Annotated in this window: 21 protein-coding genes; 14 read left to right on the forward strand and 7 right to left on the reverse strand. The window is 65.2% G+C overall.

Going from position 1 to position 21,875, the window contains the following annotated elements:
* Nucleotides 1–152 precede the first annotated feature (152 nt).
* The 9 genes from IVA80_RS26460 (at nucleotide 153) to IVA80_RS26500 (ending at nucleotide 7,783) form a co-directional block, all read left to right on the forward strand.
* Entirely contained in the window at nucleotides 153–1,007 is an 855-nt protein-coding gene (locus IVA80_RS26460) for a transporter substrate-binding domain-containing protein (RefSeq protein ID WP_247437226.1), read from the forward strand.
* Nucleotides 1,008–1,242: 235 nt separating this feature from the next.
* The gene (locus IVA80_RS26465; protein WP_247437227.1) at nucleotides 1,243–1,905 is read left to right on the forward strand and encodes an amino acid ABC transporter permease; all 663 of its coding nucleotides are present in this window, start codon (nucleotides 1,243–1,245) and stop codon (nucleotides 1,903–1,905) included.
* On the forward strand, nucleotides 1,902–2,720 hold the full coding sequence (locus tag IVA80_RS26470) for an amino acid ABC transporter ATP-binding protein (RefSeq protein ID WP_247437229.1): 819 nt from the start codon (nucleotides 1,902–1,904) through the stop codon (nucleotides 2,718–2,720). Before IVA80_RS26465 ends, IVA80_RS26470 begins: the two co-directional genes overlap by 4 nt.
* Nucleotides 2,720–3,475: an SDR family oxidoreductase gene (locus IVA80_RS26475; RefSeq protein ID WP_247437231.1), complete on the forward strand. Its 756-nt coding sequence runs from the start codon at nucleotides 2,720–2,722 to the stop codon at nucleotides 3,473–3,475. Before IVA80_RS26470 ends, IVA80_RS26475 begins: the two co-directional genes overlap by 1 nt.
* Complete coding sequence (locus IVA80_RS26480; protein WP_247437233.1) at nucleotides 3,472–4,599, forward strand: muconate cycloisomerase family protein; 1,128 nt, start codon at nucleotides 3,472–3,474, stop codon at nucleotides 4,597–4,599. Before IVA80_RS26475 ends, IVA80_RS26480 begins: the two co-directional genes overlap by 4 nt.
* A gap of 264 nt (nucleotides 4,600–4,863) precedes the next feature.
* Nucleotides 4,864–5,283, forward strand: coding sequence for an HIT family protein (locus IVA80_RS26485; RefSeq protein WP_247437234.1), 420 nt, complete (start codon nucleotides 4,864–4,866; stop codon nucleotides 5,281–5,283).
* Between the two features lie 11 nt (nucleotides 5,284–5,294).
* Nucleotides 5,295–6,239: an NAD(+) diphosphatase gene (nudC, locus tag IVA80_RS26490; protein ID WP_247437235.1), complete on the forward strand. Its 945-nt coding sequence runs from the start codon at nucleotides 5,295–5,297 to the stop codon at nucleotides 6,237–6,239.
* 13 nt (nucleotides 6,240–6,252) lie between these two features.
* Nucleotides 6,253–7,206 carry a sugar kinase gene (locus tag IVA80_RS26495; protein ID WP_247437236.1) on the forward strand — a complete coding sequence of 318 codons (954 nt, stop codon included), beginning with the start codon at nucleotides 6,253–6,255 and terminating at the stop codon, nucleotides 7,204–7,206.
* Between the two features lie 67 nt (nucleotides 7,207–7,273).
* A complete protein-coding gene (locus IVA80_RS26500) occupies nucleotides 7,274–7,783 on the forward strand; it encodes an Lrp/AsnC family transcriptional regulator (RefSeq protein WP_247437237.1) in 510 nt (169 codons plus the stop codon).
* Nucleotides 7,784–7,895: 112 nt separating this feature from the next.
* On the opposite strand, the gene IVA80_RS26505 is transcribed toward IVA80_RS26500, so the two are convergent.
* From IVA80_RS26505 to IVA80_RS26525, 5 genes are all read right to left on the reverse strand, one after another.
* Nucleotides 7,896–9,221 (reverse strand): MATE family efflux transporter, encoded by a 1,326-nt coding sequence (locus IVA80_RS26505; protein ID WP_247437238.1) that lies wholly within the window; start codon nucleotides 9,219–9,221, stop codon nucleotides 7,896–7,898.
* Nucleotide 9,222: 1 nt separating this feature from the next.
* Nucleotides 9,223–9,957: an MBL fold metallo-hydrolase gene (locus IVA80_RS26510; protein ID WP_247437239.1), complete on the reverse strand. Its 735-nt coding sequence runs from the start codon at nucleotides 9,955–9,957 to the stop codon at nucleotides 9,223–9,225.
* A gap of 22 nt (nucleotides 9,958–9,979) precedes the next feature.
* Nucleotides 9,980–10,282 (reverse strand): DUF6460 domain-containing protein, encoded by a 303-nt coding sequence (locus IVA80_RS26515; RefSeq protein WP_247437240.1) that lies wholly within the window; start codon nucleotides 10,280–10,282, stop codon nucleotides 9,980–9,982.
* A gap of 290 nt (nucleotides 10,283–10,572) precedes the next feature.
* A complete protein-coding gene (locus IVA80_RS26520; protein WP_247437241.1) occupies nucleotides 10,573–12,234 on the reverse strand; it encodes a cisplatin damage response ATP-dependent DNA ligase in 1,662 nt (553 codons plus the stop codon).
* Entirely contained in the window at nucleotides 12,231–13,268 is a 1,038-nt protein-coding gene (locus IVA80_RS26525) for a ligase-associated DNA damage response exonuclease (protein WP_247437269.1), read from the reverse strand. The genes IVA80_RS26520 and IVA80_RS26525 overlap by 4 nt, the downstream gene beginning before the upstream one ends.
* Nucleotides 13,269–13,400: 132 nt before the next feature.
* Here IVA80_RS26525 and IVA80_RS26530 point away from each other — a divergent pair, with 132 nt between their 5' ends.
* The 5 genes from IVA80_RS26530 to IVA80_RS26550 all read left to right on the forward strand — a co-directional run bounded on the left by IVA80_RS26530 (nucleotide 13,401) and on the right by IVA80_RS26550 (nucleotide 20,076).
* Nucleotides 13,401–14,327, forward strand: a complete 927-nt coding sequence (locus tag IVA80_RS26530) for a methyltransferase domain-containing protein (protein ID WP_247437243.1) — start codon at nucleotides 13,401–13,403, stop codon at nucleotides 14,325–14,327.
* Between the two features lie 115 nt (nucleotides 14,328–14,442).
* On the forward strand, nucleotides 14,443–15,672 hold the full coding sequence (locus tag IVA80_RS26535; RefSeq protein ID WP_247437245.1) for an ABC transporter substrate-binding protein: 1,230 nt from the start codon (nucleotides 14,443–14,445) through the stop codon (nucleotides 15,670–15,672).
* Between the two features lie 208 nt (nucleotides 15,673–15,880).
* Entirely contained in the window at nucleotides 15,881–18,439 is a 2,559-nt protein-coding gene (locus IVA80_RS26540) for a ligase-associated DNA damage response DEXH box helicase (RefSeq protein ID WP_247437271.1), read from the forward strand.
* Between the two features lie 152 nt (nucleotides 18,440–18,591).
* Complete coding sequence (gene pdeM, locus IVA80_RS26545) at nucleotides 18,592–19,290, forward strand: ligase-associated DNA damage response endonuclease PdeM (RefSeq protein WP_247437247.1); 699 nt, start codon at nucleotides 18,592–18,594, stop codon at nucleotides 19,288–19,290.
* Nucleotides 19,291–19,644: 354 nt separating this feature from the next.
* On the forward strand, nucleotides 19,645–20,076 hold the full coding sequence (locus IVA80_RS26550; RefSeq protein WP_247437248.1) for a hypothetical protein: 432 nt from the start codon (nucleotides 19,645–19,647) through the stop codon (nucleotides 20,074–20,076).
* A 58-nt stretch (nucleotides 20,077–20,134) separates the two neighbouring features.
* Here IVA80_RS26550 and IVA80_RS26555 read toward each other — a convergent pair whose 3' ends face one another.
* Together IVA80_RS26555 and pyrE are read right to left on the reverse strand one after the other, a co-directional pair.
* On the reverse strand, nucleotides 20,135–20,908 hold the full coding sequence (locus IVA80_RS26555) for a DUF2865 domain-containing protein (RefSeq protein WP_247437250.1): 774 nt from the start codon (nucleotides 20,906–20,908) through the stop codon (nucleotides 20,135–20,137).
* 249 nt (nucleotides 20,909–21,157) lie between these two features.
* Nucleotides 21,158–21,721, reverse strand: coding sequence for an orotate phosphoribosyltransferase (pyrE, locus tag IVA80_RS26560; protein WP_247437252.1), 564 nt, complete (start codon nucleotides 21,719–21,721; stop codon nucleotides 21,158–21,160).
* Nucleotides 21,722–21,875: the final 154 nt, after the last annotated feature.

Genomic DNA, 21,875 nt, shown 5'->3' on the forward strand with positions numbered 1-21,875 from the left:
AAGCAAGCGGGTATCGGCTTGAAAGGCTTGATCTTGCCCAGCATCCGGGCAACTCCCGGTCTGCCCAGCCGATAGGCTGTGCTTTCGCTGCCGGAGGCGCCTTGGTAAGAACGCTGCCGGAACTCCATCCAACAGAAAAGCGATTGATCCCAATGGTTACACGTCGTGATGTTGCATCGATTGTCGGACTTGGCGCCATGGGCGCGGTGACCGCGGGCGCGCTGGCCTCGCCGGCCGTCGCTCAGGCTGCCGATCCGAACGAATCGACCTTCGCCCGCATCCGCCGCACCAAGAAGATGCGGATCGGCGCGGTCGGCGGCGGCGCGCCCTATTACATGAAGGACCTCGCCAGCGGACAGTGGAAGGGCTTTTACGTCGACATCGCCAAGGCGCTCGCCGACGACATGGAGGCCGAGCTCGAGATCACCGAGACCACCTGGGGCAATTCGGTGCTCGATCTGCAGTCCAACAAGATCGACGTCTTCTTCGGCCTCAACCCGACCCCGAAGCGCGCGCTGGTGGTCGACTTCTCCGTGCCGGTCTTCAACAACGCCTTCGGCATCCTCTGCAAGAAGGACTTCAAGCCGAAGAGCTGGGCCGAGCTGAACTCGCCCGACGTCAAGATCGCGGTCGACCAGGGCTCCTCGCACGACCAGGTCGTGAGCCGCCTGACGCCGAAGGCGCAGATCTCGCGGCTGAAGTCCGCCGATGACGCCACCGCCGCGCTCCAGACCGGCCGCGTCGACGCGCAGTGCCTGATCACCATGCTGTCGCTGACGGTGCTGAAAAAGAATCCCTCGCTCGGCCAGTTTGTGCTGCCGACGCCGATCTTCGCCACCACGTCGAACGCCGGCTTCCGCCGCGAGAGCGACAAGACCTGGCGCGACTACGTCAACACCTGGATCGACTTCAACAAGGGCCTCGGCTTCATCCGCAACGCCATCATCACGAACATGGAGCTGGTGGGCGTGACAGAAGCGGACATTCCGCCGGGCGTTTCGCTGTAAGGCGTTGTTAGATTGGGCCGAGCTCGATCCATGAACCCCGCTGCACTCCCTCTCCCGCTTGCTCTCCCGCTTGCGGAAGAGGGTTGGGGTGAGGGTGTCTCCGCCGACCAGCCTCCCCCAGAGGAAAGAACCCTCACCCGGCGCTTCGCGCCGACCTCTCCCGCAAGCGGGAGAGGTGCAGTGAGAACGCCGCTCTGCAAAAACAGATTTCTTCGCGACTGAGGTCCAAAAGAATATGTATCAGTGGGACTTCGGCATCCTCTGGAGCTATCGCTGGCTCTTTCTCAACGGCCTGGGCGTCACCGTCGGCTTTACTGTGGTCATCGTCGTGCTCGGTCTTGTCTTCGGCCTGTTCGGCGCCTTCGGCACCCTGTCGCGCTTCAAGGCCGTGCGCCTCGTCGCCCTCACCTTCATCGAGGCGTTCCGCTGCACGCCGATCCTGGTGCAGCTGATCTGGTTCTATTACGCGCTGCCAATCCTGGCCGGCGTCGAGATGACTCCGATCACGGCCTCGGCGCTCGCGCTGTCGCTCTATGGCGGCTCGTTCTATTCCGAGATCATCCGCGGCGGCATCGTTTCGATCGATCGCGGCCAGTCCGAAGCCGGTGCCGCGCTCGGCATGACGCCGGGGCAGAGCATGCGGCGGATCGTGCTGCCGCAGGCGATCAAGCGCATGATCCCGGCGCTGATGAACCAGTCGATTATCCAGTTCAAGAACACCTCGCTGGTCTCGGTGCTCGCTGTGCCTGATCTGGTCTATCAGAGCCAGGTCGCCGCCCATGACAGCTACCGGCCGCTCGAGACCTACACGGCGGTCGCGGTCGCCTATGCGGCGATCCTGATCCCCCTGACCATCATCGTCCGTCGTGGCGAGAAGCGACTGGCGGGCAGCGAATGAGCGAGACCTCCAAGATCACCTCCAAGATCACCTCGAAGATCGAGATCCGCGGCTTGCGCAAGAGCTTTGGCAGCAACGAGGTCTTGAAGAACATCAGCCTCGACGTCGCCAAGGGCGGCGTCGTCGCGCTGATCGGACCGTCGGGCTCGGGCAAGTCGACGCTGCTCCGCTGTATCAATCTTTTGGTCGTGCCCGACGGCGGCAGCGTCCGTGTCGGGGATACGCGCTTTGCGTTCGGGGAAGGCGCAAAACTGTCCGACGTGAGAACGCTGGCAAAATTCCGTGCCACCACCGGCATGGTGTTCCAGCACTTCAACCTGTTCCCGCATATGACGACGCTTCAGAACGTCATCGAGGGGCCGGTCACGGTGCGGCGCATGGCCAAGACCGACGCCGAGAAGCTCGCGCGTGCGCAGCTTGCCAAAGTGGGCCTAGCGGAAAAGGCCGATCAATATCCGGCGACGCTGTCCGGCGGGCAGAAGCAGCGCGTCGCAATTGCGCGCGCGCTCGCGATGGAGCCGGACGTGATGCTGTTCGACGAAGCAACCTCCGCGCTCGATCCCGAGCTCGTGGGCGAGGTGCTCGCCGTCATCCAGCGGCTGGCCTCGGAAGGCATGACCATGGTGATCGTGACCCATGAGATCGCCTTCGCCCGCGAGGTCGCCGATCGCCTCATCTTCATGCGCGATGGCGTCGTCGTCGAGGAAGGTGCGGCGCGGCAGGTGATCGATAATCCGCAGCAGGCCGCGACGCGCGCCTTCCTCAGCCATTTCCACCGCACCGGCGCACTTCCGCCGGCCAACGCAGCACCATGATGCCAAATATCGACCGCGCCTATCTCGTCACCGGTGCCGCCAGCGGCATCGGCCGCGCCACCGCAAGACTGCTCGCGGCTCCCGGGACCGCGCTGCTGCTGCACACACGCTCGAACGCAGCCGGTCTCGATGCCACGGCGGCCGAAGCCGAAGCAGAAGGCGCGGTCGTCGCAAAATGCCTCGGCGATCTCGCCGAGGAGGCCGCGGCCACCGATGCCGTCGCTGCCGCACAGCGCGCCTTCGGCCGGCTCGATGGATTGATCCTGGTTGGCGGCCATGCCCGCCGCGGCAGCGCCATCGGCACGCCGGCAGATCAATTCCGCCAGGCGATGGAAGAGTCTGCGCTGGCGTTCACACGGCTTGTCGACGCCGCGCTGCCGCTGCTGCGTGCGGGGCAAGATGCGCGGATCGTCGCGGTGTCGTCGTTCGTGGCGCACGCGATCCGCCCGGAATTCGCGCCCTTCGCTGCGACCGCCGCAAGCCGCTCCGCGCTGGAAGCGCTGGTGCGGCTGACTGCGGTCGAACTCGCCAGGGACGGCATCACCGTCAACGCGGTTGCGCCGGGCCTCATCGTCAAGGACAGACCGAGCGAGAGCCGGCTCTCGCCCGAACAGATCGCCGCGACCGAAGTGCTGATCCCGATGAACCGCCGCGGGCGGCCGGAGGAAGTGGCCGAGATCATCGCCTTCCTGGCGTCGCCGAAAACGTCCTACGTCACCGGCCAGGTCTGGCACGTCAATGGAGGCCTGACATGACCGAAGCCACAATCGAACGTCTCAGGCTGTTCCTGATCGAGAGCCCGATCAAGATGGCGCGCCTCCAGGGCGTCGGCAACGTCAAGGGCACGGTCAAGCGCGTGCTGATCGAGCTCACCGCAAGCGACGGCGTGGTCGGCTGGGGCGAGGCGGCGCCGTGGGAGGTGTTCACGGGAACGCCGGAAGCGGCGTTCTCCGCGCTCGACATCTATCTGCGGCCGATCGTGCTCGGCAAGCCGGTGCGCCGCATCCGCGCGCTGATGGCCGAGCTCGATCGTGCGCTGGTCGGACACGCCGAGGCCAAGGTCGCGATCGAGATGGCGCTGCTCGACATCGTCGGCAAGTCGTCCGGGCTTTCGGTCGCAGACCTCCTTGGCGGCCGCGTCCGCGACACGATCCCCCTCTCCTTCTCGATCGCCGATCCCGATTTCGCCGCCGATCTCGAGCGCATGCGGAAAATGGTTCCCGACGGCAATGTCATCTACAAGGTCAAGACCGGCGTCAAACCGCATCGCGAGGATCTCGATCACCTCGAAGCGATCCGCAACGAATTCGGCGACACGGTCGATCTTCGCGTCGACTATAATCAGGCGCTGGCGCCGTTCGGCGCCATCAAGATCCTGCGCGACGTCGAGCAGTTCGCGCCGACCTTCATCGAGCAGCCGGTGCAGCGCAAATTTCTCGATGTCATGGCGCAGCTTACTGCGGCGCTTGAAACACCCGTGCTCGCCGACGAAAGCTGCTTCGACCGCCGCGACATGATGGAGGTGGTGCGCCGCGAGGCGGCCGATGCGGTCTCGATCAAGCTGATGAAGGCCGGCGGCCTGTTCGAGGCCCAGGCGATCATGGCGATCGCCGATATCGCCGGCCTGCCCGGCTATGGCGGCACGCTGTGGGAGGGCGGGATTGGGCTCGCCGCAGGCACGCAGCTGATCGCGGCGACGCCGGGCATCTCGCTCGGCTGCGAATTCTACATGCCGCATCATGTGCTGACCGAGGACGTGCTGGAAGAGCGCGTCGCCAACCGCGCCGGCCATGTCGTGGTGCCCGATGGGCCGGGCCTCGGCATCTGCGTCAGCGAGGCCTCCGTCCGCGCCAATGCGCGCGTGCTGGCGGAGGCGTAGGCGACACTCTCACCGTCGTCCCGGGGCGCGCAAAGCGCGAACCCGGGACCCATAACCAGAGGATTGAGTTTGGCGAAGACTCCGAGTTGCCAGTTCGCGCAATAACCACTCCCTGGGGTTATGGGTCCCGGATCTGCGCTCGCTTGTCCGGGACGACGACCGCGTATGCAGCGGCAGCGGAGCCCCATCCTTCCCCTATCGGACTCCGTATCGTATGCTCGGGACCGAACAAGCCCGATCCCATCGGGCCATCCGGAAACCTTCATGTCCGAATCCGCCTGGTCGCTGCACTCCCGCCTGAAAGACGACACCATCGATATCGGCGACCTGCCGCTGTCGAAGGTGCTCGTCATCAAGGACGCGCATTATCCCTGGCTCCTGCTGGTGCCGCGGCGACCCGACGCGGTCGAGATCATCGATCTTGATGAGGTGCAACAGGCGCAGCTGATGACCGAGATCTCCCGCGTCTCGCGCGCGCTGAAGGAGATCACAAAATGCGACAAGCTCAACATCGCAGCTCTCGGCAACCTCGTGCCGCAGCTTCACGTCCACATCATCGCGCGCCGCACCGGTGACGCCGCCTGGCCGCGGCCTGTCTGGGGCGTGATGCAGCCTTTGGCGCATGACGCCAGCGAGGTGCAGAATTTCATCAGCGCGCTTCGGCGCAAGATCTGGTTGGGTTGAAAGAACAAGAAATGTCAGCATTCGACTCGTTTCCGCTGGGACAGCCGGCCTTCGTCACCAACGTCCTCGACCGCGCCGCGCATCTGCGCCGCGATGACGAAAAGCTGTTCGCGATGGAGCGGAAGCCGACGTCGCGCGCCTATGTCGTCCACCGCGACTCGTTGCTGGTGAAGCACGAAGGCGAAGCAAAGCGTGCGCTGCTGTCGATCGACGAGGCGCTGAAATGCGGCGCCAATCCCGGCACGATCTTCTTAGGCTTGCGCGACGGCGCCGCGGTGTTCGGCATGGGGATGTCGCAGGCCGCGGCCGAGAAGCTGGTCGGAGGCCAGGACTACGCCCTCACCGAGCTGCGCGGCATGGCCATGCAGGGCGCGATCGCGCCGCAAGAGCTCTCGGCGGTCGCGATGGCGAAGTCGATGGTGAGCTGGCATCAGCGCCACGGTTTTTGCGCCAATTGCGGCACGCGCAGCGCGATGAAGGAAGGCGGCTGGAAGCGCGACTGCCCTGCTTGCAAGGCCGAGCATTTCCCGCGCACCGACCCGGTCGTGATCATGCTGGTCGCCTCCGGCGAGAAGTGCCTGCTCGGCCGCCAGAAGCAGTTTCCGCCGGGCATGTATTCCTGCCTCGCCGGTTTCGTCGAAGCCGCCGAGACCATCGAGGACGCGGTACGCCGCGAGATTCTGGAAGAGTCCGGCATCCGCTGCACCGACGTGCAGTACTACATGACGCAGCCATGGCCCTATCCGTCTTCGCTGATGATCGGCTGTAGCGCCCGCGCGCTGAACGAGGACGTCGTCGTCGACCATTCCGAGCTGGAGGACGCGCGCTGGTTCACGCGCGAGGAGGCCGCCCTGATGCTGACCCGAACGCATCCGGACGGGCTCGCCGGCCCGCATCCCTTTGCCATTGCCCATCATCTGCTCGGCCGCTGGGTGCGCGACAAGAGCGGCGCTTGAGCCGAGACCGCCGATGGCCGCATCCGGGACCGCGCCGCGCATCCTCTGCATCGGCATCCCCGTGCGCGACCTCGCCTTTCGCGTCGAGGCCGTGCCCGAGCGCGGCAGCAAAGCGAACGCCAGCCATCTAGCCGAGATCTGCGGCGGCAACGCGCTCAATGCCGCGATCGCCATCGCCCGGCTTGGCGGGCGTGTTGCGCTCGCCGGACCGATGGGCGACACCGGTGAGACGTCGAGCGGCTTCATTCTCGAACGGATGGCCGCAGAGGGTATCGACACCAGCCACGTCGTGCGCATGCCGGGCCTGACCACGCCCGTTTCGGCGATCATGATCGAGCCCTCGGGCGAGCGGACGCTCACAATCTATCGCGATCCCGCTCTGTGGACGGTGAAGCTGCCGGACGCCGACGTACTGCTGGCCGATTGTCAGGCGCTGCTCGTCGAGAGCCGCTGCGCGCCGTTTGCTACCTCCCTCTGCACCGAGGCGCGCCAGCGCGGCATTCCCGTCATCGCCGGCGTCGATCGCGCGATGTCGTTGCAGGACAACCTGCTCACGGCCGCCTCGCACCTGCTGTTCGCCAGCGAGCAGGTGCAGGAGACGGCCGGCATCGCCGACGATGGCGGCGCGTTGAAGCGCCTAGCCGAGCTGACGCCAGCGTTCCTCGCCGCCACGCGCGGCGCGCATGGCACGCTCTGGCTGAACGAGGCGGGTGAGCTCGAGGAAACGCCGGCCTTTCCGGTCGAGGCCATCGACACGCTCGGCGCCGGCGACGTCTTCCATGGCGCTTTCACGCTTCGCCTTGCCGAAGGCAGCGATGTGCGGGAGGCGCTGCGATTCGCCGCGGCAGCGGCAGCGCTGAAATGCACCCGCCATGGCGGCGGCCTGGCCGCCCCGCAACACATTGAAGTTGAAGAATTTCTGCAAGAGAAGTCGAAATCCGAGTTGGATCACCCGCCGAGATTATAGGCTTGCGATAGAAGAATTTTCTCTATATGACGGAAAGAAGCCCTCATAATGGAACAAAGTTCTTCAAATGACTGACCTCGCTGTCCAGCTCCCCGAGACCAGCCGCCGGCTCGACGCCATCGACCGCAAGATCCTGATGGTACTCCAGGACGATGCCTCGCTGTCAGTTGCCGAGATCGGCGACCGCGTTGGCCTGTCCTCGACCCCCTGCTGGAAGCGCATCCAGCGCCTGGAGGCCGATGGCGTGATCCTGAAGCGGGTGGCTCTGGTCGACCAGAACAAGATCGGGCTCGGCATCTCCGTGTTCGTGTCAGTCGAGAGCGCCGACCATTCGGACGCCTGGCTGAAGAAGTTCGCCGAAGCTGTCAGCGCCATGCCCGAGGTGATGGAGTTTTATCGCATGGCCGGCGACGTCGATTACATGCTGCGCGTCGTCGTCGCGGACATGCAGGCCTATGACGTGTTCTACAAGAAGCTGATCAGCGCCGTGCCGCTGAAGAACGTCACTTCGCGCTTTGCGATGGAGAAGATCAAGTCGGTCACTGCGCTGCCGATCCCGGCGGTGGTGGCGACGTAGGTCGCCGCCGCAATCTTCGTAGCCCGGATGGAGCGAAGCGCAATCCGGGAATCGATCCGCGGACGCGAAGGCCCCGGATTACGCTGCGCTCCATCCGGGCTACGACGTACGGCTACGGCTTCGGGAACGTCGCCCTGAATTGCGCCGGATAGCGTGCGGCCTGCAAGCCGCCGCGCGAGACGTAGGAGGCAATCAGCGCGCTCCATAGTCCGGCATTGCCGAACGATTGCAGCGCCCACCAAGTGCCGAGAAAGATCGCGAGCGATAACAGCATCAGATTGCGCATCTCGCGCGCCCAGGTCGCGCCGATATAGATGCCGTCGAAGCCGAAGGCGAACACGCCGGGTATGGGCGCGAGCACGACGAACGGCAGGAATTCGCGCGCGCTGCGGCGAACGGCTTCGCTGGCCGCCATGAAATCGATCAGGTGCGGCCCGAACAAGGCGAACAGCACCGATACCACCAGCGCAAAGCCGAGCCCCCACAGCAGCACCAGCCGGGTCGAGGCCGCAAAACCGTTGGCATCGCGCGCCCCAAGCGTGCGGCCGCAGAGCTGCTGGGCTGCGTTCGCAAGACCATCGAGGAAGAAGGCGCTGACCAAAAGGAAATTGTTGAGCACGGAATTCGCGGCCAGCGTGACGTCGCCGGACCGCGCGCCCTTGGCGGTGAAGAACAGGAACACAGCGATCAGCGCCGCGGTGCGGATCATGATGTCCGAGTTCACCGCCAGCATCCGCATCAGCTTGTCCGGGTCGAACAGGGTTGCGAAAGGCACTGCGAAGCCGCCCCCGGCATAGCGGCGGCAGACGATCACACCGAGCCCCAATCCGACCGCTTCCGACAGCAGCGCGGCGATCGCTGCGCCTGTGATGCCGGTGTCGTAGACCAGCACCAGCAGGATCGTCGCCACCATGTTGACGAGATTGATGACGACCTGGAGCGCGAGCGCCGGATTGGCGCGGGCCAGGCCGATCAGCCAGCCGAGGATGACGTAGTTGGCGAGCGCGAGCGGCGCCGACCATATCCGGATCATGAAGTAGGTCTTTGCGGCGCGCGTGACGCCTTCGCTGCCGCCCATCATGTCGAACAGCACTGCGGTCAGCGGCAGTTGCAGCGCGATCAGCGCGGTCCCGATCAGGCCGGCGACGATGAAGCCGCGCGCGAGAATGGCGGTCAGCGTGCGCGTCTCGCCGGCACCGAGCGCCTGCGCCGTGAAAGCGAGCGTGCTCATGCGCAGGAAGCCGAACAGCCAGAACAGGCAGTCGAAGATGACGGACGCCATCGCGACGCCGCCGAGCAGCGCGGCATCGTCGAGCCGTCCGATCGCGGTGGTCGAGACCACGCCGATCAGCGGCGTGGTGAGGTTCGCGACCATCGCGGGACCGGCGATGGCGAACACCTGGCGGCTGCCGACTCTGGGATGAACGGGCGCGTGCATGTCAGAACACGAGCACCATGCCGTCTTCGGCGGTGAGATGCTGGATGTCGTCGAGGCGCGACAACACATCGTCGCTCATATGGGTGAGGACGAGGCGTTTTGCGCCGATTTCTGGCAAATGCTGTTCCAAGGTCTTCAGGCTGAGATGGTTCTTGACCACCTTCTCGTACATGTAGGCTTCCGCGATGAAAAGGTCGACGCCATGCGCCAGCGGAATGAGCGTCTCCGTCCATTCGGTATCGGCGCTGTAGGCGAGCGTGCGGCCTTCGACCTCGACGCGGTAGGCCAGGAATGGCCCGCCGGATTCGCCGTGCACGACCGGGTAAGGCGTCACCGTCACCGCGCCGAAGGATTGGCTTTGCCCGGGCGCGAGCTCGATGACGGACAGCTCGAAGCGTTGCCTGGTCTTGGAGGAGTGCTCGAACAGCGCTTCCATCACCTGCTTCAGCCGCGTCTCGATGCCTTGCGGGCCCGCGACGGTGAGCGGCCGGGTTCGCCGCGAGAATTGCGCATCGAGCAGGACAAACGGCAGCCCGGCAAAATGGTCGCCGTGGAAATGCGTGATCAGGATGAGGTCGATGTCATTGCGGTCGATGTCGAGCCGCTTCAGCGCCGGCAGAGCCGACGCGCCGCAATCGATCAGGAAGTTGGCTTCGCGCCCCAAGACGTGGAAGCAGGTGTTGAGTCTGCCGCCGGAGCCGAAGGCATCGCCGCAGCCGATAAAGCGTAATTGCATCGGCTGCGGCCTCCGTGAAGGTTCAGCGGCGCGGCGCGCCGAAGACGCGCATCAGCAGCCAGATCGGGACCACGATGACGGCGCCGAGCAGGAAGTAGCGCCACAGCCAGTTGATGGTGTCGAAGCCGAGATCCCACAGCCGCTGGAACAGCAGGCGAATGCTGTAAATGATATTCCAGGGATCGAAGCCGATCGCCGCCAGCACGACGCCGACCAGGATCGAGAGCAGCACCAGGCGGAATGCGACCGCCAGCGGCGAGCCGCCGAGAAAGCGGTTCAGGCCATCGCTGCGGCCGGCCGGCAAATCTCTGACGTCGTGGGCCATCGCAAACTCCTTGGGCGGATTCGACCCCCATTATAGGGCACCGCCGGGCACATGGGGAACCCGCAACAGGCCGTCAATCGGCTTACGGGATTTTAATTCGGACAAGCACATGCCGCGGGCTGGCTGCAACCTCTCCCGCTTGCGGGAGATGTCGCGCCGAAGCCGCGGGTGAGGGCTTTCGCCTCTTGGCGAATCCCACTGTGGAGATACCCTCTCCCCAACCCTCTCCCGCAGGCGGGAGAGGGAGCGCACCTCCACCGGGGCGACATCGAGGGTGATCGCTGCACGCCTCACGCTTCAATCTCAGCCGCCTCCACTTTCAGCATCTTTTCCAGCGTTTGCAGCCGGTCGGCCTCCCGTGGCGGCTTGTCCCAGCGCAGCCGGCTGATGCGGGGAAAACGCATTGCGACGCCGGATTTGTGCCGCGGGGAGCGCTGAAGGCCCTCGAAGGCGACTTCCAGCACCAGCCCCTTGTCCGCCTCGTGCACGACATGGCGGACGGGGCCGAATTTTTCCGTGGTGTTGCGGCGGACGAAGCGGTCGATCTGCAAGAGCTCCTCGTCGGTGAAGCCGAAATAGGCTTTTCCGACCGGCACCAGCTCGTCGCCGCCATCGCCTTCGGCCCAGACGCCAAAAGTGTAGTCGGAATAATAGGACGAGCGCTTGCCGTGGCCGCGCTGCGCATACATCAGCACGGCATCGATCACGTGCGGATCGCGCTTCCATTTCCACCACTGTCCCTTCGGCCGTCCCGGCAGATAGGGCGCGTCGCGCCGCTTCAGCATCACGCCTTCGACGGCGTCGGCGTCCTCACCTGCGCCCGCGCTCGCCGGATCAGCGCGCGCGGCCGTGAGCGTGTCCCAACTTGCGAAGGGGACTGTGGGCGAAAGATCAATCCGAGGGTCGTCGAGCTTCTTGATAAAGACCTCAAGCCGTTCGCGCCGCTCGGAGAAAGGTAGTTCGCGGAGATCGTTCTCGTCGTCGCCGAGCAGGTCATAGGCCCGCAGATGTATCGGAAACTCCTTGATCAGCTTTGGCGACACCACCTTGCGGTTGAGACGCTGTTGCAGAACATTGAAGCTCTGCACGCGGCTATCACGCAGGATCAGGAGTTCACCGTCGATCGCGCCTGCTAGTCGCAGCGACGGCACCAGATCCGGAAAGCTGCCTGTGATGTCCTCGCCGGTCCGCGAATAGAGCCGCGCGGTGATGTGGCCGCGCTCGTCGCGGCCTGCCACCGCCTGCACGCGAATGCCGTCCCATTTCCATTCGGCGATGTAGTCGGCGGGATCGAGGCTCTGGAAATCGGTGTTTTCGATCGCGTGCGCCAGCATGACGGGGCGGAACGGCGCGGGATCGCGATTGACCGGCTTTTCGCCGCGGCCTTCCAGCCAGGCGAACAGCTCGGGATAGGGCGGCGCGAGCCCCGGCCAGATCAGCTCGACGTCATGCGGATCCTTGTCGCCGAGCGCAGCCGCCGCGGTCTTCGCCAGGCGCGCGGAGATGCCGATGCGCAACGCGCCGGTGACGAGCTTCAAGAGCGCCCAGCGGCCGGTTTCATCCAGCTCGTCGAGCCAGCGTTCGAGCTGCCTTGGCAGCTCGGCCTTGCCGAGGGTGCGGAGTGTGGTGACGACCTCGGTGAGGGTTGGGGAAGGCGGGTTGTTGTGGGCGGCCATTGCCGTCTTCGGCCACATCAGCGCCACCGTCTCCGAGAGATCGCCGACATAGTCGTACGACAACCCGAACAGCACGGTATCAGTGCGCGCCGTGATCAAATCGCGGATCAGCGCCGGCTTGGCATGCTTGAAGCTCAGCGCGCCGGTCAGCGCGGCCAGCGCGTAGCCGCGGTCGGGATCGCCGACCTCGCGGAAATAGCCGGTGATCAGCCGCAGCTTGTTGTTGCGGCCGGGCTCGTAGGCGAGGCGGTCCAGCAGTTCGGCGAACCGGTTCATGCTTCGGCCCCGTCAGGGAGCGGCGTCTCGCTCTCCTCCTCGTCGCTATAGCCGACGAGATCGAGCGGCCGCGCCCGCAAACCTTTGCTCTGGCACCAATGCACCAGCGCGTCTTCCTGGCCGTGGGTGACCCAGATCTCGCCCGCACCCGTTGCGGCAATGGTCGCGGTGAGGCCGTCCCAATCGGCATGATCGGAGATCACCAGCGGCAGTTCGATGCCACGCTGCCGCGCGCGGGCGCGTACGCGCATCCACCCCGAGGCAAAGGCGGTGACGGGATCGGGGAAGCGCCGCGTCCAGAGATCGGAGGTCGCAGACGGCGGCGCCAGCGTGATGGTGCCGGCAAGCGCCGCCTTCTTCACGCCCTTCACCAGCCGCAGCTCGCCAAGCTCGATCCCGCGGCTCTGATAGTAGTGCGTGATCGTCTCCATCGCGCCATGCAAATAGATCGGTGCGTCATAGCCGGCCTGGCGCAGCAGGGCGATCACGCGCTGCGCCTTGCCGAGCGAATAGGCGCCGACCAGATGCGCGCGCTCGGGAAACAATGCAACGGAGGCCAGCAGCTTCTTCACCTCGTCGGCGGCATCGCCATGCCGAAACACCGGCAGGCCGAACGTGGCTTCAGTGATGAAGACGTCGCAGGGCACGAGCTCGAACGGCGTGCAAGTCGGGTCGGGCGCGTCCTTGTAGTCGCCAGAGGCGACGATGCAGGTGTCCTTGCAGGTCACGGCGATCTGCGCTGAGCCAAGGACATGACCGGCCGGATGGAATTTCACGCGGACGTCGCCGAGCCGGATCTCCTCGCCATAGCCGATGGCTTGCGTCGACCCCGCAAAATTCTCGCCATAACGCAGCCGCATCATGTCCAGCGTTTCCTGTGTCGCCAGCACCGCGCCATGACCGGCGCGGGCGTGGTCGGAATGGCCGTGGGTGATCACGGCCCGCTCGACGGGACGGACAGGGTCGATATGGAAGCCGCCGGGCTTGCAGCACAGGCCGGCAGCAACTGGCAGCAGGATGTCTTGCGGACGCATGCAGACGATATAGGCAGCGGGCGCCCCGAATTCACCCGTCATGCGCGGGCTTGACCCGCGCGTCCATCCTCTTAAAACGTGATTTTTTTGATGGATTGTCGGGGCAAGCCCGGCAGTGACGAGCCGAGTTCCATGTCCCTGCGCCTGTTCCTGACCTCCGGCGACCTCAGGGCCGACCGCCGCTTCGAGTTCGCGCGCGATCTCCAGCTCAAGGGCGACTTGTCCGCCGCCGCCGACCTGCTGGAGCAGGCGATCGAGCTCGCGCCGAATTTCACCTCGGCCTGGTTCACGCTCGGCGAAATCAGCAGCCAGCTCGGCGAGCGCGACAAAGCCATCGCGGCCTTTCGAAAATCGCGCGAGTCCGATCCGAGCGATCAGCACGGCGCTCACCTGCATCTGATGCGCCTCGGCGACGAGCAATTGTCCGAGATGCCCAAAGCCTATGTGCAGGCGCTGTTCGATCAATATGCGCCGCGCTTCGAGCATGTGCTGATCAACGATCTCGATTATCGCGCGCCGTCGCTGATCTTCAAGGCGGTGGTGGCCGCGCGCGTCGCCGCGAAGAGGCCCGCTTTGTTCAAGCGTGCCATCGATCTCGGCTGCGGCACGGGGCTGGCGGCCGCGGCCTTCGCAAAGCAGGTCGATCATTTCATCGGCATCGACCTGTCGGTCGGCATGATCAAACAGGCGCGCGCCACAGGTCTCTATGCCGAGCTCGAGGTCGCCGACATGATCGAAGGCCTGCGCACGAAGGGTGATGCGAGCGCGAACCTCGTCGTCGCGGCTGATGCGTTCGTCTATCTCTCCGATCTCGCACCGGTGCTCATCGAAGCCGGGCGCGTGCTCGCGCCCAATGGCGTGCTCGCTTTCACGCTGGAGACGCATGACGGCGATGGCGTGGTTCTCGGCGCAGGCCTGCGCTACGCCCATTCTACAGAATATGTTCGCAGCGCGATTGCGGAGGCCGGGCTCAAGCTCCTGACGTTGGCAACGGCCTCGCCTCGGATCGAGAACAACGAGCCCGTGCGTGGTCTCGTGGTCGTCGCCGAGAAAACTTGAGTCTAGGCGCTGCGGCGAAGCGATTCGGGCGTCATTGCGTCGCAAAGCGACGACTTCCCACTTGCGACGCATGCGGCGATGCCAGCACTATGTGCGCACCAGGGAGAAACAAATAATGTCGAAGAATCCATCGCGGCGCGATTTCAGTGCCGCCGCGCTCACCGCCATCGCTGCATCCACCTTGCCCGCGCCCTATGTATGGGCCGCAGACAAGAAATACGATGCCGGCGCCAGCGACACCGAGATCAAGATCGGGCAGACCGTGCCGCATTCCGGGCCCGGCTCGCTCTACGGCGTGCTCGGGCGCATCGGCGAAGCCTATTTCCAGATGCTGAACGAGAAGGGCGGCATCAACGGCCGCAAGGTCAAGTTCCTCACCATGGACGACGCCTACAGCGCGCCGAAATGCGTCGAGGCGACGCGGCGCCTGGTCGAGCAGGAAGAGGTGCTGGCGCTCTACGGCTCGCTCGGCACCGCGCCGCAGACCTCCGTGCACAAATACCTGAACTCCAAGGGCGTGCCGCAGCTGCTGCTCAACACCGGCGCGTCGAAGTGGAACAATCCGAAAGAGTTCAAATGGACGATGGCGGGCCTGCCGCTCTATCCGACCGAGGCGCGCATTCTCGCAAGGCACGTGGTCAGCGTGAAGCCGAACGCCAAGGTCGGCATCCTCTACCAGAACGACGATTTCGGCCGCGACTTCCTGGGGCCGTTCAAGAAGGTACTGGCTGATGCCGGCGGCACCGCTCAGGTGATCATGGAGCAGACCTACGATCTGACCGATCCGACCGTCGATTCCCAGCTCATCAACCTCTCCAAGTCGGGCGCGGACGTCTTCTACAACATCTCCACCGGCAAGGCGTCGTCGCAGTCGATCCGGAAGGTGGCCGAGCTTGGCTGGAAGCCGCTGCAACTCTTGTCGGCCGGCTCGACCGGCCGCTCGATTCTCAACGCCGCGGGCCTGGAGAACGCCACCGGCATCGTCGCCATCCGCTACAACAAGGAAGTCGGTCTGCCCAAATGGGAGAAAGATCCGGACGTGATGGCGTTCGAGGAGTTGCGCAAGAAGTACATGCCGGCCATCGATCCCGACAACACCATCGCCTTTGCCGGCTACGGCCAGGCCGTGACCATGGGCGAGATCCTGCGCCGCTGCGGCGACGATCTCACCCGCGCCAACGTGCTGAAGCAGGCCTCGACTCTCAACGGCTTCCACTCGCCCTATTTCCTCGATGGCGTCACCTACAGCTACACGCCAGAAGACTACACGCCGATGAAGACGCTCTTCATCTCCACCTTCACCGGCAAGGACTGGGACATCTCCGACAAGCCGATGTCGGAGTAGGGGTTCTCCCTCCACGAATGCGTGGCGTGTTGAGCGGGCAATAGCTCCACAAACTCGTCATGCCCGGGCTTGTCCCGGGCATCCACGTCTTTGCTTTCGTGTGGCAAGAACGTGGATGGCCGGGACAAGCCCGGCCATGACGGCTGTGGACGCATCCTGCCCAACCACCCCCTCGACGAACCCGAGCTCACGGCTTACCTGTAACGCCGTGCCGCCCCGCATCCTCAAAACATCGGCTGAGCCGGCCGCGCTGCTGCCCGACCGCTTCCGGGCGTGGTTCGCGGCCCGCGGCTGGTCGCCGCGCGCACATCAATTGGCGCTGCTGGAGAAGGCGCGCGAGGATCGCTCGGCGCTGCTGATCGCGCCGACCGGCGCCGGCAAGACGCTGGCGGGATTTTTGCCGACGCTGGTGGAGCTGAGTTCTGCGCCGGTAGCTCCAGCGAAATCCGTGGTCTCCACCGGCCGCACCCTGCAACGCAGTGGCGGCCTGCACACGCTCTACATCTCGCCGCTCAAGGCGCTCGCCGTCGACATCGCGCGCAACCTGGAGCGGCCGGTTGCCGAGATGGGGCTGCCGATCAAGGTCGAGACCCGCACCGGCGACACGCCGGTGTCGCGGCGACAGCGGCAGCGGCGCTATCCGCCTGATATCCTGCTGACGACACCGGAGCAGGTTGCGCTGCTGCTCTCTTCGGACGACGCGCCGTTTCTATTTTCCTCGCTGAGGCGCATCGTGCTCGACGAGCTGCATGCGCTGGTGACGTCAAAGCGCGGCGATCTGTTGTCGCTGGGTCTCGCGCGGCTCTGGCGGCTGGCGCCGCAGCTGCGTGCGATCGGCCTGTCGGCGACCGTGGCCGAGCCGGACCAGCTTGCGCGCGTCCTGGTGCCGCAGCCCGGCGGGAAGGAGGCGGCCGCCGACATCGTCATCGCCGGCGGCGCGGCGCCGCCGCTGGTCGAGATGCTCGACACGCGCGAGCGGCTGCCCTGGGCCGGCCACAGCGCGCGCCATGCGCTTCCCGAAATCTATGAGCTGATCAAGGCGAACAAGACCACGCTCGTCTTCGTCAACACCCGCAGCCAGGCCGAGATGCTGTTCCAGAATCTCTGGAGCATGAACGACGACGGGCTCGCCATCGCGCTGCATCACGGCTCGCTCGACGTCGCCCAACGCCGCAAGGTCGAGGACGCGATGTCAGCGGGCAGACTGCGCGGCGTGGTCTGCACCTCCTCGCTCGACCTCGGCGTCGACTGGGGCGATGTCGATCTCGTCGTCAACATAGGCGCGCCCAAGGGCTCCTCGCGCCTGATGCAGCGAATCGGCCGCGCCAATCACCGTCTCGACGAAGCCTCGCGCGCCGTGCTGGTGCCGGCGAACCGTTTTGAGGTGCTGGAGTGTCGCGTTGCGATCGATGCCATCGCCGACAATGCACAGGATACGCCACCCTTGCGGACCGGCGCGCTCGATGTGCTGGCCCAGCACGTGCTCGGCTGCGCCTGCGGCGAGCCGTTTCTCTCCGACGAACTCTACGAGGAATTGCGCACCGCTGCGCCCTACGCAAACCTCTCGCGGCAGGACTTCGACGACGTCGTCGAATTCGTCGCCTCCGGCGGCTACGCGCTGAAGACCTATGAGCGCTTCGCCCGGATCAGGCAGGACAAGGAGGGGCGCTGGCGCGTCGCCAATCCAAAAGTGCGGCAGAGCTACCGGATGAATGTCGGCACCATCGTCGCGGACGACATGCTGAAGGTGCGCTTGGTGCGTTCGCGGGGCGGCGGGGCGGGCTCGGTGATCGCGCGCGGCGGCAGGCTGCTCGGCGAGATCGAGGAGGCTTTCATCGAAGGCTTGAGCCCGGCCGACACCTTCGTGTTCAGCGGCGAGGTGGTGCGCTACGAGACCCTGGTTGAGGACCAGGTCTATGTCTCGCGCGCCAACGACAAGGACCCGAAAGTGCCGTCCTATATGGGCGGCAAGTTTCCGCTCTCGACCTATCTCGCCGAACGCGTGCGCCGGCTGCTCGATGACGGGCGCGCGTGGAACGGCTTGCCCGAGCAGGTGCGCGACTGGCTGTCGCTGCAAAGGGAGGTGTCGCGCGTGCCGGCCGTGCGCGAGCTTCTGGTCGAGAGTTTTCCGCGTGCCAACAAACATTACCTCGTCTGCTATCCGTTCGAGGGGCGCCTTGCGCACCAGACGCTCGGCATGCTGCTGACGCGCCGACTGGAGCGCGCCCGCGCCCGGCCGCTCGGTTTCGTCGCCAACGAATATGCGATCGCGGTCTGGGCCCTCGGCGACATGTCCTTCATGATCCGGGACGGCAGGATCGACCTGAATGCGCTGTTCGACCCTGATATGCTCGGCGACGACCTCGAGGCGTGGCTCGCCGAATCCGCGCTGATGAAACGCACGTTCCGGAACTGCGCGATCATCTCCGGCCTGATCGCGCGCCGCCACACCGGCGAGGAGAAGAGCCGCCGCCAGGTGCTGTTCTCGACCGATCTCGTCTACGACGTCCTGCGAAAACACCAGGCCGATCATGTCCTCTTGCGCGCCGCCCGCGCCGACGCCGCCACCGGCCTGCTCGATCTGCGCCGTCTCGGCGACATGCTCGCCCGCATCCAGGGCCACATCACGCATCGGGAACTCGACCGCGTCTCCCCGCTCGCCGTCCCCGTGATGCTGGAAATCGGCCGCGAGTCAGTCTATGGCGAAGCTGGAGACGAGCTGTTGGCGGAAGCCGCCGACGAGCTGGTCAAAGAGGCGATGTCGTAGAGAATTTTGCCAGTGAGATGCGCTGATACATCCACATCGTCGTGCCCGGGCTTGACCCGGGCATCCACGTCTTTTTTGCCGCGGCAGGAACGTGGATGGCCGGGCATAGGCGAGCGAAAGCGACGCCGTCCTTCGGACGGCTATACCTGGCCATGACAGAGCAAGTGGCATTTTCGGTGACGACGACGCGCAGTGTCGATGTCGAAGGCATCGCGCTCCACGCCGATCTCTCCGGCGCGTTGTTCTGGGAAGAGCAGCGCCTGCTGGTCGTTTCCGACCTGCATCTGGAAAAGGGCTCCAGCTTCGCGACGCGCGGCGTGCTGCTGCCGCCTTACGATACGGTGGCAACGCTCGGTCGGCTCGCCGCGGTCGTCGCCCGTCACGATCCCCGCGCGGTCATCGCACTTGGCGACAGCTTTCACGATCGCACCGCGCATGAACGTCTGTCGGCGGACGATCGCGATGCCGTTGCCGCACTCCAGGCGGGGCGCGACTGGATCTGGATCGCGGGCAATCACGATCCGGCGCTGCCGCGCGATCTGGGCGGGACCATCGCCGACGAAATCGCGATCGGCCCGATCACCTTCCGTCACGAGCCGACCGGTGCGCGCGGCGAGATCGCCGGCCATCTGCATCCGAAGGCGCGCGTCTCCGCGCGCGGCCGCTCGATGGAGCGCCGCTGTTTCGCCAGTGACGGAATGCGCGCCGTGATGCCCGCCTTCGGCGCCTATGCCGGCGGCCTCAGCATCCGCGACGCCGCCTTCGCAAAGATCTTTCCGAGGAGTGGTTTTGTCGCCCATCTGCTCGGTGACCGCCGCGTCCACGCCATTGCCGCCTCGCGCTGCTATTGAGATCCTAGCCCTTCGCGTTCTGAGCCGCTGCCGGTCCAATCGGAACCTCGCGAACCGAAATTAGGACAGCACTACATTCAGTAGTTTTCCGGAATCGCCCAAGCCTGCTGCCGGCTCTAACGTCGCTATTGCCGGGGCTGGAATTTCTCATCCCGAACAAGATTGTAACCGGCAAGGGGTCGCTGCGAGGCGGCCCCTTTCGATTCCGGCAATTCGCAAGGCTTCGGTGGGGGCGGCATCACTGCTCGTTTCTGGAACAAATTAAGAACACTTTAGCAAGTCTTTGATATATCATTGTGATTCGGCGCATTGCCGACACAATATCTAGCGTCTGTCAGACTTTGCGAGGACTACATGTCCACCATGGCCTTCGATCAATTTGCCCTCACCCGGATCGCGGATTTCGCGCGCTCGCTGTCGCGGCTGCATCAGGCGGCGCGGAGCTACGCGGTCGATGACGACCAGTTCGACCGCGAGTTCAACGCGGTGTGCCAGTCGATCTGGGGCTACACCATCGACGACGTCAGCGACGATCTGTTCTCGGCCGAGGATCATCTCTTCCTCGACACGCTGGACGAAGCGCATGCGCGCATCTTCGCAGCCGAGCAAGGTTATGACCTCATGGGCGAGGCGGGCATGCTGACCGACTGGTGGGGCTTTTGCTGGATGATCCTGGCCGAGAAGCGCGGCCTCCTGACGGCAGACAACCGCGCCGCCGCGCGCGCGGCGATCGAGGATAAATATCTGACCGCGCCGAACGTGATCGGAGTGATTATCGGAAGGTGACGGTCTCTCTCCTCATCCTGACGAGCGCGCTTGCGCGCGGCTCCTCACTATGAGGGTCTTAATCCAGCCCCGCCCGCTTCGCCGGCCTCTGCGTCTTCGGCACGGTCACATCAGGCAGCGTCTCGCGCACGATCTCGGCTGACGCCGGGGCATCCGTCGCGACCGTCTCTGCCCGCACCGGAGCCACCTTCATCTCGCCGAGGCGCGCACGGACCTGCGCGGTGAGGCCGGGAAAGGAGGCGACCGGGGTGAATTCCGCGGTCTGGTCGTTGCCGAGGCGGATGCCGGTATAGGCGACGAGGCCGTCGGTGGTGGCGATCACGTCGCCGGCTTTCAGCGAGGAGTCGAGCGCGAGATCTACGGGTGCGAGGCCGACCGGTTCGCGGCCATTGCAGGTGCAGTCGGCGCGCAGCGCCTTGCGGTAGGCGAATGCGTTCTCGCTGTCGGCGTAACGCTCGCCGGTCTGCGCATAGGCGCCGTCGATGCTGGAGCCGAAAAAGACTTTTGTTGCGGTGGCAGGGCAGAAGGCCTGACACATCTGCGCCGGCGAGGCGATGCCGCGCATCAACGGAAAATATTTACCGTCGCAGCTGCGCACGCAGAACGCCGGGCCCGAACCACCGGCTGCCGCCGAGCGCGTCGGCGGGACATATTGTGGAGTCGCGGCATTCTGCTGGCCGGTGAAGGGATCGGTGTAGGAGTTCGTCTGCGGCACCTCGCGTTGCGGGCGCTGCTGCTGAGCTCCGCCGAAGAAGAAGTCGAACAGGCTTTCAGCCGAAACCGGGGCCGGAGCCGCGAGCAGCGGAGCTGCAAGGATGGCCGCCACTAGCATCGCGAGACGCCGCCGGCGCGCTTGGGACAACTGTGTACGCAATGCTCACTCCACCCGACGCTACTGAACCGGCCTAGACCTTTCGAGGCCTCAGCACATGATTCACCATAATGCGGGATGGTAAATGAGCAGTTGAGCGGAGGCGGTTTCAAGACGAGGCGGTGGCCTCTTTGAGGCCGGGCACAGCTTCGGACGGACCGTTGCTTCCGGGGCACATCCGGGCATGACGGCGAAGGATGTTGCGCCTCCTTAAGCCTTCAAAAATTCCGAGGCCTTGTACAGCGAGCGGAACGGCAGGCCGGCCGCGCCGAACGTGTCGGTGGCGCCTTCCTCGCGGTCGACCATGGTCAGCACCAGCACCACCTCGGCGCCGGTCTCGCGCACGGATTCCACCGCCTTCATCGCCGAGCCGCCGGTGGTGGTGACATCCTCGACGATCACGACGCGCTTGCCTTCGAGCGTCTCGCCCCTGGGCAGGCCTTCGATCGCGAGCTTCGCGCCGTGCTCCTTCGGCTTCTTACGCACGAAGAAGGCCGCGATCGGATGGCCCTTGATCCAGGAGATCTGCGCCAGAGCGCCGGCCAGCGGCACCGCGCCCATCTCGAGTCCGCCGATAAAATCGAGCTGGTCGTCCTTCAGCGCCTCATAGGTCAGCTCGGCGAGCAGGGTCGCGCCCTCCGGGTCCAGCATGGTCGGCTTGAGGTTGAAGTAGAAATCGCTCTTGCGGCCCGACGCGAGCGTCACCTCGCCGCGGCCGAAGGAGCGCCGGCGGATGATTTCGAACAGGCGGGCGCGGGAGGCAGATTTCGACACGGCGGTCCCTCGGGAGCGTTTTTGGTGGAGGCGGAATCTATCCGCGACGGTCGCGACATTCCAGAGGGGACAGGCCTAGTCAACAGGGATCGGCCGACGGTCGGCCATCCCGGACCGCCGATTGTAGGGCTGCGGCCTTCTGGAGTAGTGGAGA

Origin of the sequence: Bradyrhizobium sp. 139 (assembly GCF_023074175.1) — a bacterium.
GTDB lineage: Bacteria > Pseudomonadota > Alphaproteobacteria > Rhizobiales > Xanthobacteraceae > Bradyrhizobium.